We start from the raw sequence: 25,360 nt of genomic DNA on the forward strand, positions 1-25,360 counted from the left end.
TGAACGGACACTGGACTCTACCTAGCTTTTGGACCAAACAGACCGCCGCTTTTCAACCCAAAAGGCAATCACTCCAATGACAACCCACGTTTCCGACGCCAACTTTGGCGAGGAAGTCCTGTCCTCCAAAGAGCCCGTGCTCGTAGACTTCTGGGCCGAGTGGTGTGGCCCGTGTCGCGCCATCTCGCCGGTCCTCGAGGAGCTGTCGAGCGAGCTCGAGGGCAAGGTGAAGATCGTCAAGCTCAACGTCGATGAGAACCCGAACACCACCGTCAAGTACGGCGTCCGGTCGATCCCGACGATGATCCTGTTCAAGGGCGGCGAAGCCGCCGACATGAAGATCGGCGCCGGCACCCCGAAGGCCGGTCTCGCCAAGTGGCTCGAGGGTCACTCCGCCTAACGGCGCGGACTCCCGACTCAAGACTCCCAGAAACGCCGCCGGATCCACCGGCGGCGTTTTCATTTGCACCTCCTCCCGCGCAAAGCCATTTCTTTCCTTCGCTCGCGACTCCCGTTAGCCTCCATCGGCAATCAACGATGGAGGGCGACATGGCCCAGCGCGTGAACGATCAGAATTTCGATGCCGAGGTGCTTGCCGCCAAGGAGCCCGTGCTGGTCGATTTCTGGGCCGAATGGTGCGGACCGTGCAAGGCGATGGATCCGATCCTCGAGGACCTCTCCACCGAGCTCGCCGGGCGGGTGAAGATCGTCAAGCTCGATGTCGACGGCAACCCCTCCACTGTCGTGAAGTACAACGTGCGCGCCATGCCCACCATGATGGTGTTCAAGAACGGCGAGCCCGTCGACATCAAGGTCGGGGCCGGCCAGTCGCGCGTGCAGCTGATCAAGTGGCTGGATCAGTTCGCGGCCTAGATCGCGGCCTCGCAGACGCCGCTACTGAATGTCGATTCGGCCCGCCTCCGTTCGACCAGACGGTCAACCGCGAAAGGTGCGACCATGCGCTTTGTCTGTCTGTTCCATATCGACGCCGAACTGATCGGCAAGCTCAGCCCCGCCGAACTCGAAGAGTTCGACCGGGCCAACCGCGATGCCGATGCGGCGCTGATCGCCAGTGGCCGCTATGTCACCGCCCTGGCGCTGGCCCCGCCGGTACAGGCCAGAAGCGTGCGGCGGCGGCACGGAAAGCTCTCAACCACGGACGGGCCCTATGCAGAGACCAAGGAGCAGCTGGGCGGGCTGCTGATCATCGAGGCCAGGGATCTCGATGAGGCCGTCGCCATCGCCCAGGACGGGCCGATGGCGGATTTCGGCACGGTCGAGGTCTGGCCCGAACTGAATGTCGGCTGGCAGCGCGAGCAGCAGGGCCGCTGATCACGTCGGCGGCGTGCCGTTCTGGTGCAGCACGTGGCCGGCGAGGTAAAGCGAACCGGCGAAGATGACGCGGGCGGGGCCGCCCTCCGCCGCAGCACGCAGAGCGTTGAGGATCGAACGCTCCTCGGTCGCGGCAAAGCCCGAAGCCCGCGCCTGGCTGACGATCTCGGCGGCCGGGTGGGCGTTCGGCTCACCCGGGATGGCGAGGGCATAGACATGCTCCACCATGCCGGCGAAGGGCGCGAGGAAGTCGGCGGGCTTGCGCGTGTTCATCAGGCCCATGATCAGCCGCAGCGGCATGGGCCGCTTGTCGTTCATCTCCTGCAGCGCGACTGCGAGCGCGGCGGCGCCATGGGCATTGTGGCCGCCATCGAGCCAGAGCTCCGACCCCTCGGGCAGGAGCCCGAGCAGCGTGCCGCGAACCGGCTGCAGGCGGGCCGGCCACTGCACGTTGCGCAGGCCCTCGGCGATGTTCGCTTCGCTGACCGGCAGGCCGAAATGGCGCGTCGCGGCGATGGCGAGGGCGGCGTTGTCGAACTGGTGGGGGCCGGCGAGCGCCGGGGGCGGCAGGTCGAGCAGGCCCTGCTCGTCCTGGTAGACGAGACGGCCCTCCTCGGCGCGGCCATCGAAATCCTCGCCGGCGATCAGCGGGGTGATGCCGAGCCGGGCCGCCTCGCGCACCAGCACGGCGCGGCCCTCGTCACGCTGGCGGCCGAACACCGCCTTCGCGCCGCGTTTCAGGATGCCGGCCTTCTCCATGGCAATGCCGGAGAGCTTGTCGCCAAGGAAGTTCTGATGGTCGTAGTCGACCGGAGCGATGATGGTGCCGAGCGGGTGTTTCACCACGTTCGAGGCGTCGAAGCGGCCGCCCATGCCGGTCTCGAGCAGCAGGTAATCGGCCTTCACCTCGGAGAACAGCTTGAACGCCGCCGCGGTGGTGATTTCGAAGAAGGTGATCGGCTCGCCGCCATTCGCCTGTTCGCACAGTTCCAGCGCCTGGTTGAGCCGGCGGGTCGAGACCAGCTTGCCGGCGAGGCGAATGCGCTCGTTGAAGCGGACGAGATGCGGCGAGGTCATCACGTGCACCTTCTTGCCCGACGCCTCGAGGAAGGCACGGATATAGGCGAGGGTCGAGCCCTTGCCGTTGGTGCCGGCGATATGGATCACCGGCGGCAGGCGATCCTGCGGGTTGCCGATGCGTTCGAGCAGCCTGAGTTCGCGATCGAGCTTCAGGTCGATAAGCTTGGGATGCAGCGCCAGCAGGCGCTTCAGGATGGCGTCGGTGCGGGACACGGGGACGAGATTCTCGAACAAGAGCATGGCGCGCTTCTAGCACCCGGTACCCAGGCGTTGAAGGGCCGGAAAGCCGGCCCCAGGCTTACTCGGCGTGCGCCGCCTCGGGGACGCCGATCAGGTCGTCGCCGGCATTGGTGGGCACGGGGGCAGCGAGCTGCGCCGGATGGGTTTCGCTCAGCTCCTCACGGGCCGGGGCCTTGGTGAGGATGCCGACGATCGAGCCGATGGTCTCGCGCAGGTTGTGGCGGTGGACGACCATGTCGACCATGCCATGCTCGTAGAGATATTCCGAACGCTGGAAGCCCTTGGGGAGCTTCTCGCGAATGGTCTGCTCGATGACACGCGGGCCGGCAAAGCCGATCAGCGCGCCCGGTTCGGCGAGGTGCACATCGCCCAGCATGGCGTAGGAGGCGGTGACGCCGCCGGTGGTGGGGTTGGTGAACACCACGATGAACGGCAGCCCGGCCTCACGCAGGCGCAGCACCGCCACGGTGGTGCGCGGCATCTGCATCAGCGACAGGATGCCTTCCTGCATGCGGGCGCCGCCCGAGGAAACGAACAGCACGAAGGCGGTGCGCCGCTGCGCCGCGGCCTCGAGGCCGGTCACGATAGCGGCACCGGCCGCCATGCCGAGCGAGCCGCCCATGAAATCGAAGTCCTGTACCGCAACCGTCACCGGCTGGCCGAACAGCTCGCCGGTGGCGACGGTGATCGCGTCATCGGCGCCGGTCTTCAGCCGCTGTTCCTTGAGGCGATCGACATAGCGCTTGCTGTCACGGAACTTCAGCGGATCGGTCGCCACCGAGGGCAGCGCCACGGTGTCGTACTTACCGTCATCGAGGAAGGTCGCGAGCCGGTCGGAGGCCTTGATCTTCATGTGGTAGCCGGAATTCGGCACCACCCACATGTTGGCCTCGAGATCGCGGTAAAACACCATCTCGCCGGACTCGGGATCCTTGACCCACAGGTTCTCCGATCCGGTATCCTTGGGCTTCAAGAACGAGCGGATGCGGGGGCGGACGACGTTGTTAATCCAGTTCATAGCCTCGGGCCTGTTCCGGGTTGGGCGGCAGTCCCGCCTATATGGTGATTGTGGCGATTATTATCAGCCTAACCGCGCGTGGTTAAGACGCGCGGCGCGGTTTGGTAACCGGTTTCCGGGGTCGTACATAGGTTAGGCGATGGCTGCAACCCGCGACGGCGGCGGCACGGCCCGGCCGGCATCACGAGCGGCCTCGATCCACATCTCGATCGCATCGCTCACATTGGCGACCGCCTCCTCTGGCGTATCGCCATCGCTCATACAGCCCGGCAGATCAGGTACGGTCGCCACGAAGCCACCACCATCCGCATCGCTGAGCGGAGACACGATCACGGGGTAGGTCAGCTGGCTCACGGGATGGCCCTCACGGCTTCGACAAAGGCAACGAGCTTGCGAATATATACGGGCTTGATCGGGCGCTTGAAAGGTACGGTCAGGATTTCTAGGACGGCCGGATGCCAGACCTTATAGTGCGAGCCTCCACCGCGTGGCGGCCCGCACTGAATGTTGAACTCGCGACAGACCGCCTCGACGTCTGAGATCAACCAGCCTGCACGGGGATTTTCGGCCATCCGTGCAAGCCGTTTACTCATCGCTAGGCCGCCGCTCTGGCCCGCTTCACGCCACCAGCGAGGCCGGCGACCAGGGTCGTGACGGCCGAGACCGTGCCGGGTGTCGCCTTGCCGTTGTCGAGCGAGGCCTGAACCATGTTGCAGATGGCGGTGCCAACCACGACACCGTCGGCATCGCGGCCCATCGAGGCGGCATCGTCGGCAGTCTTGATGCCGAAGCCGACGGCGACCGGCAGATCGGTGTGGCCCTTGATGCGGCGGACAGCCTCGCCCACGGCGGCGTGCGACTTGATGGTGGCGCCGGTGATGCCGGTCATCGTGACGTAGTAGACGAAGCCCGAGGTGTTCTTCAGCACCGCCGGCAGCCGCTTGTCGTCGGTGGTCGGGGTGGTGAGGCGGATGAAGTTGAGGCCGGCCTTGAGGGCCGGGAGGCACAGCTCCTCGTCCTCTTCGGGCGGCAGGTCGACGACGATCAGGCCATCGACACCGGCGGTCTTGGCGGCGACGAGGAAGGCATCGACGCCGAAAATGTAGATGGGGTTGTAGTAGCCCATCAGTACGATCGGGGTCTTGTCGTCCTTGCGACGGAAGGCTTCGACCATCGCCAGCGTCTTGCGCAGGGTCTGGCCGGCAGCCAGAGCGCGCTGGCCTGCCGCCTGGACCCCGGGGCCATCAGCCATCGGGTCAGAGAACGGCATGCCGAGCTCGATGATGTCGGCGCCGGCGCCCGGCAGGGCATCGAGGATAGCCTGGCCGGTCTCGAAATCGGGATCACCGGCCATGGTGAAGGTGACGAAAGCCGGACGGCCCTCGGCGGCGCATTTGGCGAAGCGGGCGGGGATGCGGGTGGTCATTCGTTCATCCCCAGATAGCGGCCAACCGATTCCACGTCCTTGTCGCCACGGCCGGAGAGGCAGAGGACGACGGTCTCGTCCTTGTTCATGGTCGGGGCGAGCTTCATCACCTGGGCGAGGCCGTGCGAGGATTCGAGCGCCGGGATGATGCCCTCGAGGCGGGTGCAGAGCTGGAAGGCTTCGAGCGCCTCGTTGTCGGTGATGGGCACGTAAGTGACGCGCTTGGTGTCGTGCAGATAGGAGTGCTCCGGGCCGACGCCGGGATAGTCGAGGCCGGCCGAGATGGAGTGGCCCTCGAGGATCTGGCCGTCGGCATCCTGCAGCAGATAGGTGCGGTTGCCGTGCAGCACGCCCGGGCGGCCGCCGGTCATCGAGGCGGCGTGGCCATTCTCGACCTCGATGCCGTGGCCGCCGGCTTCGGCGCCATAGATCTTGACCGAGGGCTCGTCGAGGAAGGCATAGAACGTGCCGATGGCGTTGGAACCGCCGCCGACGCAGGCGACCAGCGCGTCGGGGAGCTTGCCCTCGGCCTGCTGGTGCTGGACCTTGATTTCCTCGCCGATCACCGCCTGGAAGTTGCGCACCATCTCCGGATAGGGATGCGGGCCAGCGGCAGTACCGATGAGGTAATAGGTGGTGTCGACATTGGTGACCCAGTCGCGCAGCGCCTCGTTCATGGCGTCCTTGAGCGTGCCGGCACCAGCCGTGACCGGGCGGACCTCGGCGCCGAGCATCTTCATGCGCAGCACGTTCGGCCATTGCCGCTTCACGTCGGTCGCGCCCATAAAGATGGTGCAGGGAAAGCCGAAGCGGGCGCACACCGTCGCCGTCGCGACGCCATGCTGGCCGGCGCCGGTCTCGGCGATGATGCGGGTCTTCCCCATGCGCTTGGCGAGCAGGATCTGGCCGACGCAGTTGTTCAGCTTGTGCGAGCCGGTGTGGTTCAGCTCTTCGCGCTTGAAGTACACCTTGGCGCCGCCCAGGTGCTGGGTCAGGCGCTCGGCGAAATAAAGCGGCGAGGGGCGGCCGGTATAGTGCTCGCCCAAATCCTTCAGCTCGGCCTGGAACTCGGGATCGTCCTGCGCGGCGCGATAGTGCTGCTCGAGATCGAGGATCAGCGGCATCAGCGTCTCGGCGACGAAGCGGCCGCCATAAAGACCGAAACGACCCTGGTCATCGGGGCCGTTGCGAAGGGAATTGGCCCCGGTCGCAGTCACTGGTGAACTCCTATGCGTGCCGATCAGGCATGGGCCTGGCGCGCGTTGTCGATGAATGCCCGGATCAGGGCGGCGTCCTTGACGCCGGGGGCGGTTTCGACGCCCGAAGAGACATCGACGCCGAAGGGCCGGACGGCCTTGATCGCCTCCCCCACCGTCTGGGGCGTGAGGCCCCCGGAAAGCATGAAGGGGAGCGCCGGGTCAAGCGCCTTGAGCAGGGTCCAGTCGAAGGGCACACCCAGCCCGCCCTGCCGGTCGGAGCCCCTGGGCGGCTTGGCATCGAGCAGGATGCGGTCGGCCACCTCGGCGAAATCGGCGACATGGGCAACATCGTCAGCCGAGCCGACGCCGAGCGCCTTGAGGATCGCGATACCCGCCTCGTCGCGGATGGCCTCGACCCGGTGCGGCGTCTCCGGACCGTGGAGCTGGATCCAGTCGGGCGACAGTGCTGCGATCTCCATGACGCAGCTATTGTCGGGGTTCACCAGCACGACGCAGGTCTCGACCCGGCCACGGGCGGCCGAAATCAGCTCCTGCAGGGTCTCGAGGTCGACATAACGCGGGCTGCGCTCGACATGCATGAAGCCAACGATGTCAGCGCCGGCCTCGATGGCGGCGTCGAGCAGCGCGTGGGTCTTGATGCCGCAAATCTTGACAATGAGGGGGTCGGCCATCTCGGGTCTGGTCAGTTAGGATGAGCAAAGTCCTCGGCCCCTAGCGCCATGGGCGTCTCGGCCGGAGAACGGCGGGCAACCTCGAGCTCGCGGTGGAGCCGCTCGGTTTCTCGCTTGAAGTGACGTTCGTCGCGCCGGTGCGGCCCCTGCGCGAACCAGGTGGCGACGCCACCGAGCAGCACGCCGCACAGCAGCACGGCGAAGATGACGAGGAAGAGCGGCACACCGACGCCGGGCGCGGTAAGCGCGTCGACCGGCGCGAACGGGTTGAAGTTCACCACAACGAGCTGGCGGTTGGCGAGCGCGAACACGATCAGGGCCGCACAGAGCGGCACCAGCACAAACCAGCCGACAATTCGCCTAATCATGGATGGAGCCAGACATCAGCCAGCGCGATTGATCCGTTCGCGGATTTCCTTGCCGGCCTTGAACTGGGGCACGTATTTTTCGCCCACGTCCACGGTTTCGCCGGTTCTGGGATTGCGCCCGACGCGAGCCGGCCGGTTCTTGACCGAGAAGGCGCCGAAGCCGCGCAGTTCCACCCGATCGCCCCGGGCCATGGCGTCGCCAACCTCATCGAGGATGGCGTTGACGATGTTCTCGATATCCCGCTGGAACAGATGCGGATTCTCTTCGGCCAGTCGCTGCACGAGTTCGGACTTGATCATACCGCCCCCCGGCGCTCCTCCACGGAGATGGATGTCACATCGACGGTTGAGCGTGCCAAAGCGAGACCAGCCCGTCAAGCGACATTGCCCCATCGACGCCGGACCGAACCATCTCGGCGGCGCTCCTGCCCAGCCAGCGGGTGATCCCCGCGAAGCCTTCATCGGGCTTTGGATAATAGTCGACCACCGGCAGATCCGCCACTATGTCGCGCTCGGCTTCGAGCCAGGCGATGGCCTCGGCCTCGCCGCCGATGGCGTCGATCAATTTCAGGTCAAGCGCCTGCCGGCCGGTGATGATGCGGCCGTCGGACAGCGCCAGCGTCTCCGGACGCGGGATGGCGCGGCGCTCGGCGACAATATCGACGAACCACTCGAAGCTGTCATTGACGAGGCGCTGGAGAGAGTCGCGCGCCGGGCCCGCCAGCGGCTCATTGAAATCCGGCTCGGCCTTGAGCGGCCCGGTCTGCACCTTGTCGAAATCGAGCCCGACCGTATCGAGCAGCTTGCCGGCATTGACGTGCTGGTACAGCACGCCGATCGAGCCGACGATCGACAGCCGGCGGGCATAGATGCGGTCGGTGCCGATCGCCGTCATGTAGGCGGCGGAAGCACCGAGCTCGCTGATCACCGCGACGACCGGCTTCTTGGCCCGCAGCGCACCCAGCGCCTCATACAGCTCCTCGCCGCCGGCAGTCGTACCGCCGGGCGAATTGATGGCGACGATCACCGCCTTGACCCCGTCATCCTCGCCGATGTCCTCGAGCGTCTTCAGCCGGTCGCGATCGGTCAGGATGGTGCCGCCCACAGTGACGCGGGCGATGCGGTCGCCCGGGCCGCCGCGTTCGAGCGCGAAGCGGCCGGCGACGGCGAGAATAGCGATGGCCAGCGCGACGAAGAACAGCACGCGCCACCAGGCGCGCGACTTGCGCAGCCTGGAATTGGCGGGGATCAGGTGCGCAGGATCGCCGGAGAGCTCAGTCATCATCGCCTCTTGACGCGGGCTTCCTGAGGTAGCCGGGGCCGCAGGCGAAAGCAAGCTAGCGCGGCAGCTTCTCGAGATGGAGATAGGTGGGATCGAACTGACCGAGGTCGGACAGCGCGTCCCAATCGCGCACCTCAACGATGCCGTCCTGCCAATCCACCGCCCCGGTGCGGCGCAGGCGTTGCAGGGTGCGGTTGGTGTGGACGATGGAAAGGCCGAGCGCATCGCCCAGTTGCGTCTGGGTGAGCGGCAGCGAGAACCGGCCGCCGTCGTTCAGTCCGGCGATGCGGGCGCGCGCGAACTGCTCGCAGAGAAAATTCGCCATGTGCTCGTCGGCGGTGAGCCGGCCCTTCGCCACCATCCACTGCCGATGAACGGCGCCATCGAGCAGGGTCACGAGCCAGAGCATGCGGGTGAGGTGAGGCAGCGTCTCGGTGATCTTCTGCAGTGCCGCGTGGGGGAACATCGCCGTGGTGCAGGCGGACACGGCTGCCACCGAATGATCCATCAGCTTGAGGGGGAAGGAGTGCAGATCGACGAAATCGCCGGCAATATGCAGGCCGGTGATCTGCCGGCCGCCATCCTCGACGGTGGAATAGCGCGCGGTCATGCCGGAGAGGACCAGTGTACTGGTCGTAGGCCGATCGCCCTGCTGCACGATGTCGGTGCCGGCCCGATAGCTGCGCTTCTCGCCAGCCGCATCGAGCAGCGCCTGCCGTTCGGCGTCGGACAGCCGGTCGCGTGCCGCGAGGGCAGCGAAGAAAGGCTTCATTTCGTCTGCATCAGGTTTGGCCATCGGAGTTCTGGATGTCACGGATGGACGACGAAGCGACGGCCTCGAGACATTTTCCGCCCGGTTCGACACGGATTTCGATGAGCAGGCTCACCTCGTCGCGGCGCCGGAAGGTTTCGGACGCCATTTCGGCCAGCGTGCGTCGCGCTTCCTCGCGGGCGGCATCCAGCGAGGCGAGCTCGACGCCGTCCCTGTCCATGCTGGGCTTACCGTTCTCAAAAATGTCGAAGAAAAAGCGCGGCATGGACCGATCCCGGGAGCAATCGTGCAGTCAATGCGCGGCAAGCATAGCCGTTCCAAGCGGAATCAAAGACGGAGTCGGTTCCGCTCGGGCGTAGCGAAGCCGACGAGGTGATCGGCCTCGAACAGGCTGAGCGTGCGCCCCTGCTGCAGCAGGCGTTCGCACTCGCCGGCCGGCAATGCCCGCTCGAGAAGGGCCATCAGCCGCTCGCGCTGAGTCTCCTCGGTGGCCTGGCGACCATCGATCCAGCCTTCGAAGGCGCGATCGGTGAAACCCAGCACCAGCGCCGCATCGGCGAATGCGCCGCGATTGGCGGCCAGCTCCGCCATGCCCTGCAACAGGCACCAGTGCCAATGCCCGCCATCGCGCGGCACCACATGAATGGCCTCGCGCAGGTAAGGCTCGGCGGCATCGGGCTGGCCGAGGGCGAAGTTGTAGGCGGCCATGTTGGTGAGCATGATGCACAGCTGCAGCGAGCTGCCATCGTGGCGCAGGTCGGGAAGGATCTGCTCCGCGATGCGCAACGCCCGCTCCGTGTCCTGCCAGCGGTGCAGCATCTCGCACAGGTTGATGGCCGAGCGGTATCGCCCTTTCAGATTGCCGAGTTCGCGGTGCATGGCAAGACCCGCCTCGGCACGGGCGAGGCCGGCGGCATGGTCGCCTTCGACCCAGGTTTGCACGCCCACCGCGACCAGGCCCCAGGCCTTGACCTTTGCATCGTCGAGACGCGGCAGCAGCTCCTGCAGCTCGCGCACCAGCGGCTCCGCCTCCCCGGGCGTGCGGAAGAAAATGGTGATCCAGGCGAGCAGCACGAGCGACTGTGCGTAACGCAACCGGTCGGGCGAGGCGCGGAAATGAATCAGCGCCGGTTCGAGCCCCTGGCGCGCCCGCACATCCATGGCGTTGAAGCGGCAGATCTCGCCCAGCGCCAGCTGCAGCCGCGCGGCCGCGTCGGCTGGTACTGTGCCTATGAGCGCCATGCCGGCATCGATGGTCTCAAAGCCCTCGGCGCCCAGCTGTTCCTGCACGAAATAGCGGTAAGACGCCGCGGCGAGCTCGACATAAAGCGGCCAGTTGGCGCGGGCGCGGGCCCAGGTGAGGGCGGCACGCAGATTGTCGCCATCCGGCCGATAGAGCCGCTCCCATTCGAGATCGGACAGGTTCTCCCAGAGCTCCAGGCTCCGGGCAAAATGGCTCTTGACCCAGACGGTGTGCTGCTCGCGCGCCGACAGCTCTTCGTCGGCCTCGGCGAGCTTGTCGGAGGCGAAGTGGCGGGTGGAGTCGAGCAGTCGATAGCGCGAGCGATCCTGGCCATCGCGCACGACGAGGAAGCGGCGCACCAGTTCGGCGATGCGCGGCGCGACATCCTCGCCCACGACAGCGCTGACGGCCTCGATCGAAAAGCTGCCGTGGAAAACGGCCAGCGTGCGCAGGATGCGCTGATCCTCGGGGGCCAGCAGGTCGTAGCTCCAGGCCAGCGAGGCGGCAAGCGAGCGGTGACGCGCCAGCGCCGGGTCCCAGTCAGCCTCGAGGCTTGCGAGTTGCTGCTCGAGCTGGCGGTCGACGGTCTCGATGCCGACGGTGGCAGCACGGGCCGCGGCCATCTTGATGGCGAGAGCAACGCCGTCGAGGCGGCGACACAGGCGGGCGACGATGGGCAACTCGTCGGCAGAGAGGTTCTCGCCGAACATTTCGTAGCAATAGGCGAGGAAACGGGTCGAAGCGGTGTCGGCCTTGGTGCCGGCGGCATCGACCGCGAAGGGGAGCAGCTTGAACACATGTTCCTCGGCGAGACCAAGCGCTATCTGCGAGGTGGCGAGGATGCGGATGCCGGGCGCGTCGGCCAGCAGGGTGCGGGCGACGCGCGCGACGGCGCCGCGGACATGCTCGCAGTTGTCGAAGACGAGCACGGCGTTGCTGGCGCGCAGATATTCGGCGATCAGGTCCAGCGACTTCGAGCCGGCGCGGAAGGGTACGGCGAGGGTCTGGATCAACACGCTCTCGACGAATTCCCCCGACGAGATCGAGGCGAGGTCGATCATCCAGATGCCGCCTTCGGTATGGTCGAGCGCACTGGCCACCGTGACGGCCAGAGTGGTCTTGCCGACCCCGCCCGGGCCGACAATGCTGACCAGGCGATGCTGGCTGACGAGCTGGCTGACGGCCGCGATCTCGGCTTCGCGCGCCACGCAATCGGCGCGGTAACGGCCGATATTGCCGCCGGCGCCGGCCCGCGGCCGGACGGGCGGCGCCTCGCCCTGGCGCGGCGGCGGGCCAACATATTTGTAGCCGCGGCCATGCACGGTGGCGACAAAACCCGGCCCCAGCGCCTTGCGCAACGCCGACATATGGACCTGGAGGGTGTTCTCCTCGACGACGACGCCGGGCCAGACGGCATCGAATAGCTCGCCCTTGTCGAGCAACTGCTCAGGCCGCTCGAGCAGGGTACGCAGCAGGTCGAACGAGCGCCCCGACAGCTCGACCGGACCGTCCGGACCGATCAGGTCGCGCTCGTGCAGTCGCAGCCGATAGTCACCGAACAGCATTTCCATGGTGCGCAGAGCCTAGAGCAGTTCGCCGCCGGGAAGAAAACCGAAATCCTGATCCGGGCATCAGGATCGCTTCAGAACTCTTCAGGTTTGCGCCAAGGACCGCATCGGCCGGGCGGCGCATGATCCTCGCATCGAGACGAGGAGAACCGAAAATGCTGTACAAGGCCAAGCCCCAACGCAATGCCGCGACGATCATCCGTCGGACGCTGGCATTCTTTGCCGGAATAGTCGCTCAGGTGAAACTGGAGCGCGCCGACCAGGCCTATCTCGACGGGATGCGGCCACAGGAGCTGGAAGAACTCGGGCTACGCCGCGCCGAGGACAACCGCTACCGGTTCTACTGAGGTTCAGCCGAGGCGTTTGACCATATAGCGCGCGGCTTCCTCGTAGCTGAGCAGCTTGCCGTAGAGCTCGTCGATCTCGGTCACCGCGAAGCCGTGGCGCTCCCAGAAGGGGACGGAGCCGTTGACGGCGACGAGCGTCATCGTCGGATAGCCCTCTACCGTCGCGTGCTTGACCAGCGCCTCGACGATCTTGCTGGCCGCGCGGACCCGGCGGGCGACGGGTAACAGGCACAGGTCGTGCAGGTAATAGGTGTCGGGCTCGGCCGGCAGGCGCTTCAGCAGCGTGTTGAGCGGGGGCAGGCTGGCATAGGTCCAGGGATGGCTCAGTACGTAGCCGGCAGGCTTTTCGCCCAGCTCGAGCAGGTAGCAGCCGTGCTGATAAAGCTTCAGCCGCTCGGCCAGTACCTCGGGACTCTCGAAGAAATCGACGTGCACGGTATCGGCGATGCCCTGCACGGCCGGCAGGTCATAGGCGGTCATCGCCCGCCAGGCAAAATCTCGCAGATGCATGAAATCCCCCAAACAAAGGGCCCGCACCATGACGGTGCGAGCCCCATATCTGCAGCTCCGCGAGGCGGAAGGCCTCGCAAAGACCCTTACTTGTCGTCGCGGCCCTTGAGCGCGGCGCCCAGGATGTCGCCGAGCGAAGCGCCCGAGTCCGACGAACCGTAAGCGGCCACGGCTTCCTTCTCCTCGGCGATTTCGAGCGCCTTGATGGAGAGCTGGATGCGCGAGGTCTTGCGATCGTACTGGGTGACGCGCGCATCGACCTTCTCGCCCTTGGAGAAGCGCTCCGGACGCTGGTCGTTGCGGTCACGCGACAGATCGGCGCGACGGATGAACGCCGTCATCTCGGTGTCGTTGATACGCACCTCGATGCCGCCATCGTTGACTTCGATCACGGTGCCGGTGACGACCGCGTTCTTGCGGATACCGCCCTCGGCGCCGCCGGCATCGGCAGCGGTGTCACCAACGGCGAGCTGCTTGATACCGAGCGAGATGCGCTCCTTCTCGACATCGACGTCGAGCACCTTGGCCTGCACCACGTCGCCGCGGTTGTAGGTCTCGAGGGCCTGCTCGCCGGGCTTCTGCCAGTCGAGATCGGAGAGGTGCACCATGCCGTCGACATCGCCATCGAGACCGATGAAGAGACCGAACTCGGTCTTGTTCTTGACCTCGCCCTCGACGGTCGCGCCGATCGGGAACTTGTCGGCGAAGGTTTCCCACGGATTGGCGAGGGTCTGCTTCAGGCCGAGCGAGATACGGCGCTTCTCCGGATCGACCTCGAGCACCATCACTTCCACTTCCTGCGAAGTGGAGACGATCTTGCCCGGGTGGACGTTCTTCTTGGTCCAGCTCATCTCGGAGACGTGGATCAGGCCTTCGATGCCCGGCTCGAGCTCGACGAACGCACCGTAGTCGGTGATGTTGGTCACGCGGCCGGTGAACTTGGCGCCGACCGGGTATTTCGACGCGATACCATCCCACGGATCGGCCTGGAGCTGCTTCATGCCCAGGCTGATGCGGTGGCTCTCGTGGTTGATGCGGACGATCTGGACCTTGATGGTCTCGCCGATCGACAGCACTTCGGATGGATGGTTGACGCGGCGCCACGCGATATCGGTGACGTGCAGCAGGCCGTCGATGCCGCCGAGATCAACGAACGCACCGTAATCGGTGATGTTCTTGACCACGCCGTCGACCACCTGGCCCTCTTCGAGCTGCTGGACGATTTCCGAACGCTGCTCGGCGCGGCTTTCCTCGAGAATGGCACGACGCGAGACAACGATGTTGCCGCGGCGCTTGTCCATCTTCAGGATCTGGAACGGCTGCGGCACATTCATCAGCGGCGCGATATCGCGGATCGGACGGATGTCGACCTGCGAGCGCGGCAGGAAGGCCACGGCGCCCTCGAGGTCGACGGTGAAGCCACCCTTGACCTGGTTGAAGATGATGCCTTCGACGCGCTGGTTGGCGTTGTACAGCTCTTCGAGCTTGACCCAGCTCTCTTCGCGCCGGGCCTTCTCGCGGGAGAGGACGGCCTCGCCCATGGCATTCTCGACGCGGTCGACATAGACCTCGACTTCCGAACCCACCTGGATGGTGCCGTCACGGCCGGCGGCGCCGAATTCCTTCAGCGCGATGCGGCCTTCGGTCTTCAGACCGACGTCGATGATGGCGAGATCCTTCTCGATCGCCACCACCTTGCCCTTGACCACGGTCCCTTCCAGGGGCTCGTTCTCAAGGAAAGAGTCCAACAGCATGGACTCGAAATCGTCCTTGGTTACAGTTTGAACTGCCAAGCTTTTTCTCCATTTCGCGCCCGGTTGTTGGTGTTGAAGGGCTCGCTGTCATCGCCATGTGAAAGGCGATCCGGTGCGCCGACGCGCGAGCCAATGAAAGTCGTGATTGAGTTTCCGCTGCCGGCTCTTGGGCTATGCCAGAGGGGAAAAGCCGCAAGGTTTGGTTTTGAAGCCTAGGGCTTCCCCTTGCGCGCCATGACCCCGTCGACAATGGCGACGGCTGCGCGGAGTGCGGCCTCTATATCGAGAAGCGTCGTATCCAGCAAGTGGGCATCGGGCGCCGGATAGAAGCCGCCATTGGGGTTCGCCATGTCGCGGGCGTCCCGCTCCTCTATCTGGTGATAGAGGGCGTATCGATCAACCACCTGCCCGCGCGCCTCGAGCTGGCGGGCGCGGCGCTCCATGCGCGCCTTGCTGTCGGCCCGGATGAACAGCTTCACATCGGCATCCGGCGCGATCACTGTGCCGATGTCGCGGCCGTCGAGCACGGCGCCGCCGGGCTGCAGCGCGAACTGGCGCTGGAACTCGAACAGCGCCTGCCGCACCTCGGCGATGACCGCGACCTTGGAGGCCAGCACCCCAACCTCAGCGGTCGAGAGCGCGACGGGATCGAGATGGGCGGGATCGATGGTTTTTGCCGCGGCGATGGCGGCACCCTCGAAATCCGGCGTCTCCTCCAGCCCGGCGACGGCGCGGCCGACCGAGCGATAGAGCAGTCCCGTATCGAGTTGGGGCAGGCCATAGTGCCGGGCGAGCCCACCGGCCAGCGTGCCCTTGCCGGATGCCGCCGGTCCATCTACCGCGATGATCATGCCGCCTCCCCTGCCCGGGCCCTCTGCATCCCCTAGAGCAAGTCACGCCGGGGGCCAAGCGGGTGCGCGGCAACCCCCAGGCAAGCGCGCCCTGCAGGCGCGCATTTTGGGTTTGACAGGCAAATGCTTTGGCCCTAACCGGACCAATCTCCAGCGGGGCGGCATGTGCCCCAGCGTTTCTAAGAGGCAAGCAATTGGCCAAGGACGAACGCGGTACGAAGCGGGAAGACCCCGATACCGGCAAGAAGTTCTACGATCTGAACAAGAATCCGATCGTTTCGCCTTATACCGGCAAATCCTACCCGCTCTCCTTCTTCGAGCAGAATGCCGCCGCCGCGGTGCGCGCGAAGGCTTCGGCCGAGCGTAAGGACGAAGAGGAAGAAGAAGAGGTCGAGACCGAGGACGCCGATCCGGCGGCTCCCGAGGTCATCTCGCTCGAAGACGCCGACGCCGAAGAGGGTGGCGGCGACGACGAGGGCGAGGATATCCCTGATGTCGAGGATGTCGAAGACGTCGAGGATATCGGCGACGACGACGAGGACACGTTCCTCGAGGAAGACGAGGACGAAGATGAAGACCTCGACTTCGACGTAGGCGGCGGCAACAGCGACGAGCGCTGAGCCGCGGTTTTTCCCGAGTGTCACGCGGCTTTCAAAAAAGCCGCTTGCCACACGGGGATCACCCCGCTAGATAGCACCCGCGCTGGCGACGGAGACGCCGCCCGCGCAAATCCCAAAGCCCGGTTCGCCGGGCATCCGGATGTGATCCACGCGATCGTTGATGGGGCCATAGCTCAGTTGGGAGAGCGCTTGAATGGCATTCAAGAGGTCGTCGGTTCGATTCCGATTGGCTCCACCAATTCCAAAAAGCCCCGGCACTGCCGGGGCTTTTGCGTTTGGGGCCGCTCGACGGCGCGAGAAGAGGCCCCGGCATCGCCGGGGCGCCCTGATCGATCAGTATACGTTCGGCAGATCGATAATGATGACCGGCGGCCGGGGGGCCGACCCGTCGGTAACGGGAAGCTTGACGTTGTTGCCCTCCATCGTGCCACAGAGGCGGGCGTGCTCGGCATCGTTGAACAGCAGCCCGGCGCAGCGCATCTGGTGCGCCAGGTACTCGCGCTGCGAGTTGATCTGCACGGGCTCGGTGGGGGAACCGGCCATGGCGGGACCGGTCAGGGCTGCGGCGAGGGCGAGAGTGGCGATATACTTCATCTGTCGATCTCCATTGCGAGCATGAGCGCTCTGAGCCGACACCCGGCGCGGGTCGTGGAGCACTCGGCTCACACGCTCGCATCGGTTTGCATCGAACCACCGCCGTCCTCGCCCCCTCAGGTTCGGTTGTCGGCGGAAGCACTACAGTCCCCGGCACTTGAACCGAGCGTGAGATCGCTGTTCATGAAGTGTTAATGGACAAAGCCGGGCGCGGGGCGCCCGGCTTTGTAATGTTCGTCCGGCTCAGTATTTCGCGGCGAGCTTCTCGACCTCGGCCTGCGCCCAGGCGACGGCCTCGTCGACGGACATGCCGTCCACCACGACCTTCTGGAACGACTGGCTGACGATCTTGGCGACGCCAACCTCGGCGTTGAGGGCCGACGGCGGACCCTTGTAGCCGTCAACGATGCCGCTGCCGGCCATCTCGTTGAAGTTGGCGAAGGCCGGCGTGTCCTTGAACAGCGGCATCGAGGCGGTGAGAGCGGGGTAGATCGGCACCCAGCGGCCGCCGACGGTGTCGATCAGCTTCTCGTAGCGGGCCGTGTCGAAGAAGTAGGAGAGCCAGGCCTTGGCGTCGTCGGGCCGGTCGGTGGCCTTGGAGACGATCCACACCCACGAGCCGGCGCTGGAACCGGAGCGGCCGGCCTCGCCCGGGCCCTTCGGGATGGCGATGAGCTCGGTGTTCTCGAGCAGCGTCTGGTCGTTGTCGACCATCCACGAGTAGATCGAGGGCGGGTTGATGGTGAAGGCGGCGCGGCCGGTCTGGTAGGCGGTGTTGTTGCCGGCATCGTCCCAGGTCAGGGTGGAACGCGGGATGGTGCCTTCGGCGAACATGTCGGCGAGGAACTGGTACGCCGCCTTCGTCTCGGGCGAGTTCCAGGTCACGGTCTTGCCGTCCTCGGCGAACATGTGCCCGCCGAACGACCACACCACCTGCTTGATCTGGCCATCGGCATCGTTGGCGGTGCTCGTGGGCATGGCGAACGGGGTGATGGTGCGATCCGCCGCGAGGATCTTCTGGCTGGCGGTGCGCAGCTCTTCCCAGGTCGTCGGGACGCCGAGGCCCTGGGCCTCGAGCAGGTCCCTGCGGGCGTACATCGGCACCACGTCGACCTCGAGCGGCACGCCGTGAACCTCGCCCTCATACATGATCTGCGAGACCATGCCCTCGTAGATGCCGCCTTCCTTGGCGCGCATTTCCTCGAGGATCTCGGGGATCGGCAGGGTCAGGCCGAGCGAGGGATAATACTGCGCCTGCCCACCTACCTGCATGAACACGTCCGGCGGAGAGCCACCCTCGAAGGCGGCGGCAAGGCGCTCGTTGAGCACGTTGGCCGGCACGACGACATATTCGGCGTTGATGCCGCGCTCGGCCCCGAAGGCTTTCACGGTTTCGCCGATATACTGGTCGGCCGCCTCGTTGAAGGCCTGCAGCCCCCAGATCGTCAGGTCCTGCGCCTGTGCCCCGCCTGCCAGCAGCAGGCCGGTCGTGGCGAGCAGGACGCGTGTCAGTGACTTCATGGTTCCCTCCTCGGTGAGGCTCCCGCTGGAGCCCGCTTTGCGTGCCGGTTGTCCGGTCACCCCTTCACACTGCCGGCGGCGAGGCCTTCGACAATGTATTTCTGCGCAACGATGTAGATGATCAGGATGGGGATGATGGCGATGACGGAACTCGCCATCAGCTGGCCCCAGATGAAGGTATCGCCCATCATCATGCTCGTCAGGCCGGTCGTCAGCGTCTTGGCGTCGTTCGAGTAGACGAAGACGATGGCGTAGAGAAACTCGTTCCAGGCGTTGGTGAAGGCGAAGAGCGCCACCACGGCGAGGCCCGGCGTGGCGATGGGCAGGATCACCCGGGTCAGCACCTGGAAGCGGTTGGCGCCGTCGACCACCGCAGCTTCGTCGAGCTCCCTGGGAATGGTCTTGAAGTAGCCGATCAGCATCCAGGTGCAGAACGGCACCGTGAACGTGAGGTAGGCGACAATCAGCCCGGCCTTGGTGTCGACGAGGCCCATGCGCTGGATGATCAGGAACAGCGGAATGAACAGCAACGAGGGCGGCAGCAGGTAGGCGAGCACGATGGCGCGCGCCGTCGCCGACTGTCCCTTGAACTGCATGCGGGCGATCGGGTAGGCGGCCAGCGCGCCGATGACGGCGGAGATCAACGTGACGATCACCGCCACGAAGCCCGAGTTGTAGACGAAGCGCGGGAACTCGGAGCGGAACAGGGCCTTGTCGAAGTTCTCGAGCGTGGGGAGCATCGGGAACAGGGTCGGCACGGCGCCGTAGATTTCCTTTGATGTCTTGAAGGCGGTGACGACCACCCAGTAGATCGGCGCCAGCGCCCAGAACAGCGCGATGGCGAGCCCGACATAGGTGGCGACGCGCTTGACGATGCGGGTGGTGCGGCCCTCGACCATCAGGAATTCTCCGTTTTCAGCATGCGCTGGGTGAGGATGAAGATCAGCACCAGGAAAATCGGGATCACCGAGACGAGCACGGCGGCGCCGAGCCCGAGCTGGGAGCGTACGATGCCGTATTCGAAGGCGAGCGTGGGGAGGATCTGCGTCCGGTTGGCCGGTCCGCCCTGGGTCAGCACGTAGACCATGTGGAAGGAATTGAAGGTCCAGATGGTGGAGAGCATCACCGTGATGGCGATGACGTTGCGCATCTGCGGCAGCGTCACCGAGAAGAAGCGGCGGAACGGCCCGGCGCCATCGATGGCGGCCGCCTCGGTGAGCTCGGACGGGATCGAGGTCAGGGCCGCCAGGAACATCATGGTGTAGAAGGGCAGCCCGTGCCAGACCATGGCGATGCCGACCGAGATCAGGCCGACCTTTGGATCGGAGAGCCAGTAGATCGGCATGTCGGTGAGCCCGAGCGCCAACGACAGGTAGGTGAGGATGCCCACCTGCTCGTCGTAGATCCATTTCCAGGCGAGGCCGGCGATCAGCCCGGGCACGGCCCAGGGCAGGAAGACCAGCGCGCGGAACAGTCCGCGGAACGGCATGGGCTGGGCGAGCACCAGCGCGAAGGCCATGCCCAGCACGGCCTTGATCAGCACCACCCAGACGGTCAGCCAGAACGAGTTGTAGGCCGCACGGGCGAAAATCTCGTCCTCGAACAGAGTCAGGAAATTCTGGAAGCCGACGAACTGGCCGCCGCGGGCGATAACGCGATCAGTGAAGGCGGTCGCGATGCCGTCGACCAGCGGATAGACGATCAGTCCGCCGAAGATCAGGAAGGCGGGGATCAGGAAGAGATAGGCCGTGAGGTCGGCGCGGCGCGATTTCGGCTGCGGCCGCACGGGCGGAGGCGGTGAGCGGAAGCCGGCAGGCAGGCGACGGTCAAGTGTGGCGGGATCAGCCGCCACGACGCTGGCTCCGCGTTCGATTCACGGGCGGAAATGAGCTGCGGCAAATGTGGCGCGGGGCCTGCCCGCGGTCATGGGCAACTCCAGACATCGGCGTCTCCTCCCCTTCCCCGCGTTCGTTGGCGCGGGCTCCCAGTCGGGAAATAATTCACGTCAGCAAGTTAGCGAATGCATCGCCGACCTCGTCAACGTAGCCAAAAGATGCAGGCGCGCACCCCTTGGCACGGCAGACTCGATATTTCTGTCAGCTTGCAGTCAGCTGGGCCGGCGCAGCCTGACATCATGCCCGAGCTCATGATCACCTTTGTTGTACACTTGCCCACCAGTGAGAAATATCGGCTCGGCATGTTCGGCAGGGACGCGTTGCAGATCGTACCCGCGCACAAGCTGGCGAGCCTGAAGCCGGACCGTTCGGTGGTGGTAGTGCGCTCTCGCTACCCCACCATCGCCAAGATCGCGACGATGTTTCCGCACTGGCAGTTCGAGGCCGTAGTCGAATAGCAAGACCCGGCTCCGAAGAGCCGGGTCTCGTCGCGGGGTTCTGGTGAGGGCACTCCCCCGCGAATTCAGTGATAATCCGTGCGCGGTGCGCTGTTGCCACGCACCTCGTCATAAAGCTGGGCCGCGCTTTCCTTGCCGCGCTCGTAGAGATCGGCAGCCTTCTCCTTGCCCTCCTCATAGGCATCGGCGGCCAGGTCGGCGGCCTTGCCCTTCACCTGGTCGGAGACTTCGCCGACCAGCTTGTCCTCCTCCCGGGTATGCGGGAGCGCCGCGCCGAGGGCCGCGCCCGCGGCAAAGGCGAGGGCACCGGCGACGAGCGGCTGGTGCTCGAAGCCCTGCATCATCATGCGGCTCGTGCGATCCATCTGGTGCTGCGCTGCACCCCCGAGATTGTGGGCCTGGTCGGTGACCTGATCCATGGCAGCGCCGATGCCGTGCCGCACATCGTGCAGGCGGTGCGAGGCCCAGCCGGCAGCCTCGTCGAAGCGGTTGCCGGCCTCGTCGGTAAAGTCGCGGACCCGGTGGCCGGTATCGTCGATGAAGCCGCCGAAGGCACGGCCGGTGTCATCGAGGAAATGACCGATGCGGTGCCCTTTCTCATCGGACTGCGCCTTGTAGCGCTTGCCGCTCGAGTCCTCGAAATGGCTGTACCAGGTGCCGGCGCCGTCGACCGCGTGACTGACGCGGCGCATACCGCCCGAGACCGTCGCGTAGGGATATTCGGGCTCGGAGCGATAGTTCTGTCCCGTATCGGCATGGTTCTGCTTGGCGCCCTGACCCGACATCAGCCAGATCAGGCTGACGCCCAGCAACGCCGCCGGCAGCGGATTGCCGGCAATGGTGCTGCCGAAGTTCGACGCGAACTGCTGGCCGCCATTCTTGGTGTAGCTCAGCACCTCGTCGACCAGTTGGCCGGGCGACAGGCGCTGGCGGATTTCGCCGACGCGATCCTCGATGCGCTGGCGCTGTTCCTCGATTTCGCGCTCGAGTTGAGCGGAGTCCTTGCCGAAGCTGCTCATCAGAAGCTCTCCTTGACGACCTCGGCATCGCGCGCGAGGGAGTGGGTGGTGCGGTCGAGATTGAGGTGCGAGGCCTTCCAGGCCTCGATCCCCCTCGAAATGAAGGTCCAGGCAAGCCCGCCGGCGATCAGCGCGACCGCGAGCGGGGCCACGAAATCAGCCGCCTGCTCGGACATGCCCATCGCAACCAGCGCCCAGCTCAGGCCGGTGACGATGGCGGTGAGGAAGATGCCGAGAGCGCCGATGGCGAGCACGGCGCCGACGACGAGGCCCTTGGAGGCATCAAGCGCATGGTCGAGCTTTTCGCCCGCCTCGGTCTTGGCAAGCTGGATTTCCTTGCGGAACAGGCCCGAAATGTCACCCGCGAGCGAAGTGACGAGATCAGCCAGCGAAGGCTGGTGTTCAAAGTCCGGCATCGCGACCTCCCACGGCCTGGGAATAATCGGGGGTGGAGTCGGTGTACGACGTCACCGGCGAAGACTGCATCTTGTGATCCGGGCGGGTCGTCTCGGCCGGACGGGAGGCACTCGCCATCACGAAACGACTGGCCGCAAAGCCGAGCAGGGCGGCGACGCCGAGGAAGGCGGCCGGCTGCTTGCGGCCGAAGTCCTGCGCCATGGCGAGGATCTGGTCGACATCCTTGTCGCGTAGCGTCGAGGTCAGCTTGTCGGCGCCGTCGGCGATCATGCGCACATACTGGGCGCCTGATTCCTGACGCCCCTCGAGCTCGCTGGCGGCATTCTGCAGAGCCTCGGAGACTCCGCCGAGCTGGCCAGCCAGCAGATCCTTCTGCTCGCCCGCCATGCCCTTGGCCTTCTCGGCCATCTCGCCAACCTGGGTCCTGGCTTCCTCGCCCAGCGCCGCCGCCTGCTGCTTGACCTCGTCGCCGATGGCGGAGGCTTGCCTTTTGACTTCGTCGCCGGCACTGGCCAGATCGCTCTGCGCGGTCGTCGCCAGCTCGTCGGTGGTCCGGTCGAGAGATTGCGATTCGGTTGAGGAGTAGGTGGGGGTATCGGGGGCGCTCATCGCATGGCTCCTGAGTTGGAGATGGTGGCCTGTCGACGGACGCTTCGTCTGAGCCTGATGCAGACTAATGAGCATGCCGCGCCCCGGTTCCGCGCAGCGGGCCAATCATCGACCATCCGGCGGCAGGACAGTGTCGAAAAATCGGCCATCATTCGCGAAATGGCGGCTCGGGGGGCGCGTTAATTCTTCCAAGACCGCTGTGCTCTAGTGTGCCCGGCCGGTGCATCTGGAGGTCGGCTTGCCGCTCGTTCAGCGTCTTGGACTCGTGGCTCTCATGCTTGCCTGCGTGCTCGGCGCCGCGGCGGCGGGAGCGTTTGCCTCGCTCGACCGGCTGCTCGCGGACGTACGCTTCGAGCTGACCAGCCGGCCGGCCAGCGGGCAGGTCGTATTCGCCGACATCGACAGCGCCAGCCTATCGGCTGTCGGCGTCTGGCCATGGCCACGTGAGGTCCACGCCCGGCTGCTCGACCGGCTGATGGCCGCGGGCGCCGCCGAGGTGGCCTTCGACATCGACTTCTCGGCCCGCTCCAACCCCACCGGCGATGCTGCCCTGGCCACCGCACTGGAGGCGGCCGGGGGTTACGCGATGCTGGCGGCATTCGAGCAGGTGGATGGCGCCACCGGCGAGCGGCGGCTCAGCCTGCCACTCGAGATATTCTCGAATCACGCGCAGCCGGTTTCGGTGAATGTCGCGGCGGGAGCGGATGGACGCGTCGAGAGCCTCCCGACCGCGACGCAAGGCATTCCGGCACTGCCGATTGCGCTCGGCGGCATCACGCCGAACCGGGCCGACCTGCATATCGATTTCGGCATCGACCTCAGAACCGTCGACCGCATTCCGGTCGCCGATATCCTTGCCGGCACGGTCGCCCCGTCGCGGCTCGCCGACCGGCAGGTGGTGATCGGCGCCAGCGCCATCGAGCTGCGCGATATCTTCCCCGTGCCGCGCTATGGCCTGCTCGCCGGCCCACTGCTGCAGGTGGCGGGGATCGAGACCCTGCGTGCGGGACGCGGCCTCGTTCCGCTCGGACCGTGGCCGGGTGCCGGGCTGGCCCTGCTGCTGGGTCTAGGCTGGGCCCTGTTCGGCCGAGACTTGCGGGCCTGGCAGGGCATCGGCCTCGCCTTGGGCGCCATCGCGCTGGCCGAAGTCGTCGCCTGGCTGGCGCAGGCGGCCTTCGGCATCACGGTGCAGACGGCCGGCTTCATCGTCTCGACCTTCCTCCTGCTCGGCCTCCATGTCGCCACTGGCTTTGCCGTCGAGTTCGCCCGGCGCCGGCGCGCCGAGGCGCAGCTCGTCTACCTGGCGCGGCATGACCCCGTCACCGGCCTGCCGTCGCGCCTCGGCCTGGCCGAGCGCATGGCGCGCGATGCGCAAGGACCGATCCTGCTCGTCGCACTGACGCGGCTCGACCTCGTCCGCGACGCACTCGGCCGCGCCGTTGCCGAAGCTGCGCTGGCGGAGGCCGGCAAGCGGCTGTCGCAGCTCGGCGCCTGGCCGGTCGGGGTGATCGATCGCGACGTGTTTGCCCTGATGCTTCCACCAGCTGCCAGTGCCGAGGCGATCGGGCCCGAGGTTCGCCGGGTGCTGCGGCCGGCTTTTGCGATCGAAGGACACGAAGTGCATGTCGGCGCCGTGCTCGCCGCGGCCGACGCCGATCCGCCCGACCCTGCGGAACTGCGGCTGCAGCGGGCCGAACTGGCTTTGCGCGAGGCACTGGCAGCCAATGCGACCGGTGTCACCAGCTTCAACGTCGCGACGGAAAGCGACGTCGCGCGCCGCCGGCTGCTCGATGCGACACTGCATCAGGCCATCGAACGCGGCGAGCTGACGGTCGTGTTCCAGCCACAGGCGCGCATCGCCGACGGCGAGCTGGTGGGAGTCGAGGCGCTGGTGCGCTGGACGTCACCAGACCTGGGCGTGGTGTCACCGGCGGAGTTCATTCCGCTGGCCGAAGAGACGGGCCTTATCGTACCGCTCGGGCGCTTCGTACTGACCGAGGCCTGCCGCCTCGCCGGACAATGGAATTGGGAGGGGCGCCTGGCGGTGAATGTCTCGGCGACCCAGCTCAAGCTCGGCGATGTCGCCGAGATGGTGGCCGATGCCCTGCTCGAGACCGGCTATGACCCGAGGCGGCTCGACATGGAGATCACCGAAAGCGTGCTGGTCGATGGCGCCGGGCCGTTGTCGCGCACCCTCGATGCACTCCGGCAGCTGGGCGTCGGCGTCGCCATAGACGATTTCGGCACCGGCTATTCGTCGCTGAGCTACCTGAGCCGGCTGAGTTTCGACAAGCTCAAGATCGACCAGAGCTTCGTGCGCCGACTGGCCGACGGCACGGCGGAAGCCGCGATCGTACAGACCGTCATCGAGCTCGCCCAGCGACTGGGCAAGACCACCGTTGCCGAGGGCGTGGAGACCGAGGAGCAGCGCGCGCTGCTGGGCCGGCTCGGTTGCGACATCGCGCAGGGCTGGCTGATCGGCAGGCCGGTCGCGGCCGAAGAGATCGCCGCGCGCATCGCTGCGACGCGCGCGGCGTGAACCGTC

General features: G+C 66.1%; 29 protein-coding genes and 1 tRNA gene. 8 read left to right on the top strand and 22 right to left on the bottom strand.

The window, feature by feature from the left end:
- Nucleotides 1-76: 76 nt before the first annotated feature.
- The 3 genes from trxA (AC3A6I_RS17265) to AC3A6I_RS17275 all read left to right on the top strand — a co-directional run bounded on the left by trxA (AC3A6I_RS17265) (nucleotide 77) and on the right by AC3A6I_RS17275 (nucleotide 1,332).
- Nucleotides 77-400 (top strand): thioredoxin, encoded by a 324-nt coding sequence (gene trxA / locus AC3A6I_RS17265; RefSeq protein WP_487545099.1) that lies wholly within the window; start codon nucleotides 77-79, stop codon nucleotides 398-400.
- Between the two features lie 149 nt (nucleotides 401-549).
- The gene (gene trxA, locus AC3A6I_RS17270) at nucleotides 550-873 is read left to right on the top strand and encodes a thioredoxin (RefSeq protein WP_487545100.1); all 324 of its coding nucleotides are present in this window, start codon (nucleotides 550-552) and stop codon (nucleotides 871-873) included.
- A gap of 84 nt (nucleotides 874-957) precedes the next feature.
- Nucleotides 958-1,332, top strand: coding sequence for a YciI family protein (locus AC3A6I_RS17275; RefSeq protein WP_487545101.1), 375 nt, complete (start codon nucleotides 958-960; stop codon nucleotides 1,330-1,332).
- Here the strand turns inward: AC3A6I_RS17275 and AC3A6I_RS17280 are convergent, their stop codons facing one another.
- From AC3A6I_RS17280 to AC3A6I_RS17335, 12 genes are all read right to left on the bottom strand, one after another.
- Entirely contained in the window at nucleotides 1,333-2,652 is a 1,320-nt protein-coding gene (locus AC3A6I_RS17280; protein WP_487545102.1) for a bifunctional folylpolyglutamate synthase/dihydrofolate synthase, read from the bottom strand. It lies immediately after the preceding gene.
- A 58-nt stretch (nucleotides 2,653-2,710) separates the two neighbouring features.
- Nucleotides 2,711-3,670, bottom strand: coding sequence for an acetyl-CoA carboxylase, carboxyltransferase subunit beta (accD, locus tag AC3A6I_RS17285; RefSeq protein ID WP_487545103.1), 960 nt, complete (start codon nucleotides 3,668-3,670; stop codon nucleotides 2,711-2,713).
- Between the two features lie 132 nt (nucleotides 3,671-3,802).
- Entirely contained in the window at nucleotides 3,803-4,024 is a 222-nt protein-coding gene (locus tag AC3A6I_RS17290) for a type II toxin-antitoxin system HicB family antitoxin (RefSeq protein WP_487545104.1), read from the bottom strand.
- A gap of 241 nt (nucleotides 4,025-4,265) precedes the next feature.
- The gene (gene trpA, locus AC3A6I_RS17295) at nucleotides 4,266-5,096 is read right to left on the bottom strand and encodes a tryptophan synthase subunit alpha (protein ID WP_487545105.1); all 831 of its coding nucleotides are present in this window, start codon (nucleotides 5,094-5,096) and stop codon (nucleotides 4,266-4,268) included.
- The gene (gene trpB, locus AC3A6I_RS17300; protein ID WP_487545106.1) at nucleotides 5,093-6,313 is read right to left on the bottom strand and encodes a tryptophan synthase subunit beta; all 1,221 of its coding nucleotides are present in this window, start codon (nucleotides 6,311-6,313) and stop codon (nucleotides 5,093-5,095) included. Before trpB ends, trpA begins: the two co-directional genes overlap by 4 nt.
- Before the next feature lie 23 nt (nucleotides 6,314-6,336).
- Nucleotides 6,337-6,987, bottom strand: coding sequence for a phosphoribosylanthranilate isomerase (locus tag AC3A6I_RS17305; protein ID WP_487545107.1), 651 nt, complete (start codon nucleotides 6,985-6,987; stop codon nucleotides 6,337-6,339).
- A gap of 11 nt (nucleotides 6,988-6,998) precedes the next feature.
- Nucleotides 6,999-7,355: a lipopolysaccharide assembly protein LapA domain-containing protein gene (locus AC3A6I_RS17310; protein ID WP_487545108.1), complete on the bottom strand. Its 357-nt coding sequence runs from the start codon at nucleotides 7,353-7,355 to the stop codon at nucleotides 6,999-7,001.
- A 15-nt stretch (nucleotides 7,356-7,370) separates the two neighbouring features.
- Nucleotides 7,371-7,655 (bottom strand): integration host factor subunit beta, encoded by a 285-nt coding sequence (locus AC3A6I_RS17315; protein ID WP_273955781.1) that lies wholly within the window; start codon nucleotides 7,653-7,655, stop codon nucleotides 7,371-7,373.
- 34 nt (nucleotides 7,656-7,689) lie between these two features.
- A complete protein-coding gene (gene sppA / locus AC3A6I_RS17320; protein WP_487545109.1) occupies nucleotides 7,690-8,637 on the bottom strand; it encodes a signal peptide peptidase SppA in 948 nt (315 codons plus the stop codon).
- Between the two features lie 55 nt (nucleotides 8,638-8,692).
- Nucleotides 8,693-9,409, bottom strand: coding sequence for a Crp/Fnr family transcriptional regulator (locus AC3A6I_RS17325; protein ID WP_487545110.1), 717 nt, complete (start codon nucleotides 9,407-9,409; stop codon nucleotides 8,693-8,695).
- Nucleotides 9,410-9,419: 10 nt separating this feature from the next.
- Nucleotides 9,420-9,674 carry a DUF6894 family protein gene (locus AC3A6I_RS17330; protein ID WP_487545111.1) on the bottom strand — a complete coding sequence of 85 codons (255 nt, stop codon included), beginning with the start codon at nucleotides 9,672-9,674 and terminating at the stop codon, nucleotides 9,420-9,422.
- 62 nt (nucleotides 9,675-9,736) lie between these two features.
- The gene (locus tag AC3A6I_RS17335) at nucleotides 9,737-12,223 is read right to left on the bottom strand and encodes an ATP-binding protein (protein WP_487545112.1); all 2,487 of its coding nucleotides are present in this window, start codon (nucleotides 12,221-12,223) and stop codon (nucleotides 9,737-9,739) included.
- Between the two features lie 152 nt (nucleotides 12,224-12,375).
- On the opposite strand from AC3A6I_RS17335, the gene AC3A6I_RS17340 reads away from it, so the two are divergent.
- Nucleotides 12,376-12,567, top strand: coding sequence for a hypothetical protein (locus AC3A6I_RS17340; RefSeq protein WP_487545113.1), 192 nt, complete (start codon nucleotides 12,376-12,378; stop codon nucleotides 12,565-12,567).
- 3 nt (nucleotides 12,568-12,570) lie between these two features.
- Here AC3A6I_RS17340 and AC3A6I_RS17345 read toward each other — a convergent pair whose 3' ends face one another.
- The 3 genes from AC3A6I_RS17345 to AC3A6I_RS17355 form a co-directional block, all read right to left on the bottom strand.
- Nucleotides 12,571-13,077, bottom strand: a complete 507-nt coding sequence (locus AC3A6I_RS17345) for a GNAT family N-acetyltransferase (protein WP_487545114.1) — start codon at nucleotides 13,075-13,077, stop codon at nucleotides 12,571-12,573.
- A gap of 86 nt (nucleotides 13,078-13,163) precedes the next feature.
- Complete coding sequence (gene rpsA / locus AC3A6I_RS17350; RefSeq protein WP_487545115.1) at nucleotides 13,164-14,870, bottom strand: 30S ribosomal protein S1; 1,707 nt, start codon at nucleotides 14,868-14,870, stop codon at nucleotides 13,164-13,166.
- A 173-nt stretch (nucleotides 14,871-15,043) separates the two neighbouring features.
- On the bottom strand, nucleotides 15,044-15,682 hold the full coding sequence (locus AC3A6I_RS17355; protein ID WP_487545116.1) for a (d)CMP kinase: 639 nt from the start codon (nucleotides 15,680-15,682) through the stop codon (nucleotides 15,044-15,046).
- A 194-nt stretch (nucleotides 15,683-15,876) separates the two neighbouring features.
- On the opposite strand from AC3A6I_RS17355, the gene AC3A6I_RS17360 reads away from it, so the two are divergent.
- Together AC3A6I_RS17360 and AC3A6I_RS17365 are read left to right on the top strand one after the other, a co-directional pair.
- On the top strand, nucleotides 15,877-16,302 hold the full coding sequence (locus AC3A6I_RS17360; RefSeq protein WP_487545117.1) for a TIGR02300 family protein: 426 nt from the start codon (nucleotides 15,877-15,879) through the stop codon (nucleotides 16,300-16,302).
- Nucleotides 16,303-16,464: 162 nt separating this feature from the next.
- Nucleotides 16,465-16,540 (top strand) — tRNA-Ala (locus AC3A6I_RS17365).
- Between the two features lie 95 nt (nucleotides 16,541-16,635).
- On the opposite strand, the gene AC3A6I_RS17370 is transcribed toward AC3A6I_RS17365, so the two are convergent.
- The 4 genes from AC3A6I_RS17370 to AC3A6I_RS17385 all read right to left on the bottom strand — a co-directional run bounded on the left by AC3A6I_RS17370 (nucleotide 16,636) and on the right by AC3A6I_RS17385 (nucleotide 20,269).
- Nucleotides 16,636-16,896: a hypothetical protein gene (locus tag AC3A6I_RS17370; protein ID WP_487545118.1), complete on the bottom strand. Its 261-nt coding sequence runs from the start codon at nucleotides 16,894-16,896 to the stop codon at nucleotides 16,636-16,638.
- Between the two features lie 243 nt (nucleotides 16,897-17,139).
- Nucleotides 17,140-18,417 (bottom strand): ABC transporter substrate-binding protein, encoded by a 1,278-nt coding sequence (locus tag AC3A6I_RS17375; RefSeq protein ID WP_487545119.1) that lies wholly within the window; start codon nucleotides 18,415-18,417, stop codon nucleotides 17,140-17,142.
- Nucleotides 18,418-18,473: 56 nt separating this feature from the next.
- Nucleotides 18,474-19,316, bottom strand: a complete 843-nt coding sequence (locus tag AC3A6I_RS17380; RefSeq protein WP_487545120.1) for a carbohydrate ABC transporter permease — start codon at nucleotides 19,314-19,316, stop codon at nucleotides 18,474-18,476.
- The gene (locus AC3A6I_RS17385) at nucleotides 19,316-20,269 is read right to left on the bottom strand and encodes a carbohydrate ABC transporter permease (RefSeq protein WP_487545121.1); all 954 of its coding nucleotides are present in this window, start codon (nucleotides 20,267-20,269) and stop codon (nucleotides 19,316-19,318) included. The genes AC3A6I_RS17380 and AC3A6I_RS17385 overlap by 1 nt, the downstream gene beginning before the upstream one ends.
- Nucleotides 20,270-20,470: 201 nt before the next feature.
- On the opposite strand from AC3A6I_RS17385, the gene AC3A6I_RS17390 reads away from it, so the two are divergent.
- Nucleotides 20,471-20,770: a hypothetical protein gene (locus AC3A6I_RS17390; protein ID WP_487545122.1), complete on the top strand. Its 300-nt coding sequence runs from the start codon at nucleotides 20,471-20,473 to the stop codon at nucleotides 20,768-20,770.
- Nucleotides 20,771-20,835: 65 nt separating this feature from the next.
- Here AC3A6I_RS17390 and AC3A6I_RS17395 read toward each other — a convergent pair whose 3' ends face one another.
- From AC3A6I_RS17395 to AC3A6I_RS17405, 3 genes are read right to left on the bottom strand one after another with little or no spacing between them, the layout of a single operon-like run.
- Entirely contained in the window at nucleotides 20,836-21,789 is a 954-nt protein-coding gene (locus AC3A6I_RS17395; protein WP_487545123.1) for a DUF3618 domain-containing protein, read from the bottom strand.
- A complete protein-coding gene (locus tag AC3A6I_RS17400) occupies nucleotides 21,789-22,205 on the bottom strand; it encodes a phage holin family protein (RefSeq protein WP_487545124.1) in 417 nt (138 codons plus the stop codon). The genes AC3A6I_RS17395 and AC3A6I_RS17400 overlap by 1 nt, the downstream gene beginning before the upstream one ends.
- Nucleotides 22,192-22,815 carry a hypothetical protein gene (locus AC3A6I_RS17405; RefSeq protein WP_487545125.1) on the bottom strand — a complete coding sequence of 208 codons (624 nt, stop codon included), beginning with the start codon at nucleotides 22,813-22,815 and terminating at the stop codon, nucleotides 22,192-22,194. Before AC3A6I_RS17405 ends, AC3A6I_RS17400 begins: the two co-directional genes overlap by 14 nt.
- Before the next feature lie 238 nt (nucleotides 22,816-23,053).
- On the opposite strand from AC3A6I_RS17405, the gene AC3A6I_RS17410 reads away from it, so the two are divergent.
- A complete protein-coding gene (locus AC3A6I_RS17410) occupies nucleotides 23,054-25,354 on the top strand; it encodes a putative bifunctional diguanylate cyclase/phosphodiesterase (protein ID WP_487545126.1) in 2,301 nt (766 codons plus the stop codon).
- Nucleotides 25,355-25,360 lie beyond the last annotated feature (6 nt).

Source organism: Devosia sp. Soil_C_22 (genome assembly GCF_057657195.1).

Coding starts and splice junctions, on each gene's coding strand:
- trxA (WP_487545099.1), top strand. CDS start 77: ATGACAACCCACGTTTCCGACGCCAACTTTGGCGAGGAAGTCCTGTCC.
- trxA (WP_487545100.1), top strand. CDS start 550: ATGGCCCAGCGCGTGAACGATCAGAATTTCGATGCCGAGGTGCTTGCC.
- AC3A6I_RS17275 (WP_487545101.1), top strand. CDS start 958: ATGCGCTTTGTCTGTCTGTTCCATATCGACGCCGAACTGATCGGCAAG.
- AC3A6I_RS17280 (WP_487545102.1), bottom strand. CDS start 2,652: ATGCTCTTGTTCGAGAATCTCGTCCCCGTGTCCCGCACCGACGCCATC.
- accD (WP_487545103.1), bottom strand. CDS start 3,670: ATGAACTGGATTAACAACGTCGTCCGCCCCCGCATCCGCTCGTTCTTG.
- trpA (WP_487545105.1), bottom strand. CDS start 5,096: ATGACCACCCGCATCCCCGCCCGCTTCGCCAAATGCGCCGCCGAGGGC.
- AC3A6I_RS17305 (WP_487545107.1), bottom strand. CDS start 6,987: ATGGCCGACCCCCTCATTGTCAAGATTTGCGGCATCAAGACCCACGCG.
- AC3A6I_RS17310 (WP_487545108.1), bottom strand. CDS start 7,355: ATGATTAGGCGAATTGTCGGCTGGTTTGTGCTGGTGCCGCTCTGTGCG.
- AC3A6I_RS17315 (WP_273955781.1), bottom strand. CDS start 7,655: ATGATCAAGTCCGAACTCGTGCAGCGACTGGCCGAAGAGAATCCGCAT.
- sppA (WP_487545109.1), bottom strand. CDS start 8,637: ATGACTGAGCTCTCCGGCGATCCTGCGCACCTGATCCCCGCCAATTCC.
- AC3A6I_RS17325 (WP_487545110.1), bottom strand. CDS start 9,409: ATGAAGCCTTTCTTCGCTGCCCTCGCGGCACGCGACCGGCTGTCCGAC.
- AC3A6I_RS17330 (WP_487545111.1), bottom strand. CDS start 9,674: ATGCCGCGCTTTTTCTTCGACATTTTTGAGAACGGTAAGCCCAGCATG.
- AC3A6I_RS17335 (WP_487545112.1), bottom strand. CDS start 12,223: ATGGAAATGCTGTTCGGTGACTATCGGCTGCGACTGCACGAGCGCGAC.
- AC3A6I_RS17340 (WP_487545113.1), top strand. CDS start 12,376: ATGCTGTACAAGGCCAAGCCCCAACGCAATGCCGCGACGATCATCCGT.
- AC3A6I_RS17345 (WP_487545114.1), bottom strand. CDS start 13,077: ATGCATCTGCGAGATTTTGCCTGGCGGGCGATGACCGCCTATGACCTG.
- AC3A6I_RS17355 (WP_487545116.1), bottom strand. CDS start 15,682: ATGATCATCGCGGTAGATGGACCGGCGGCATCCGGCAAGGGCACGCTG.
- AC3A6I_RS17370 (WP_487545118.1), bottom strand. CDS start 16,896: ATGAAGTATATCGCCACTCTCGCCCTCGCCGCAGCCCTGACCGGTCCC.
- AC3A6I_RS17375 (WP_487545119.1), bottom strand. CDS start 18,417: ATGAAGTCACTGACACGCGTCCTGCTCGCCACGACCGGCCTGCTGCTG.
- AC3A6I_RS17380 (WP_487545120.1), bottom strand. CDS start 19,316: ATGGTCGAGGGCCGCACCACCCGCATCGTCAAGCGCGTCGCCACCTAT.
- AC3A6I_RS17390 (WP_487545122.1), top strand. CDS start 20,471: ATGCAGGCGCGCACCCCTTGGCACGGCAGACTCGATATTTCTGTCAGC.
- AC3A6I_RS17395 (WP_487545123.1), bottom strand. CDS start 21,789: ATGAGCAGCTTCGGCAAGGACTCCGCTCAACTCGAGCGCGAAATCGAG.
- AC3A6I_RS17400 (WP_487545124.1), bottom strand. CDS start 22,205: ATGCCGGACTTTGAACACCAGCCTTCGCTGGCTGATCTCGTCACTTCG.
- AC3A6I_RS17405 (WP_487545125.1), bottom strand. CDS start 22,815: ATGAGCGCCCCCGATACCCCCACCTACTCCTCAACCGAATCGCAATCT.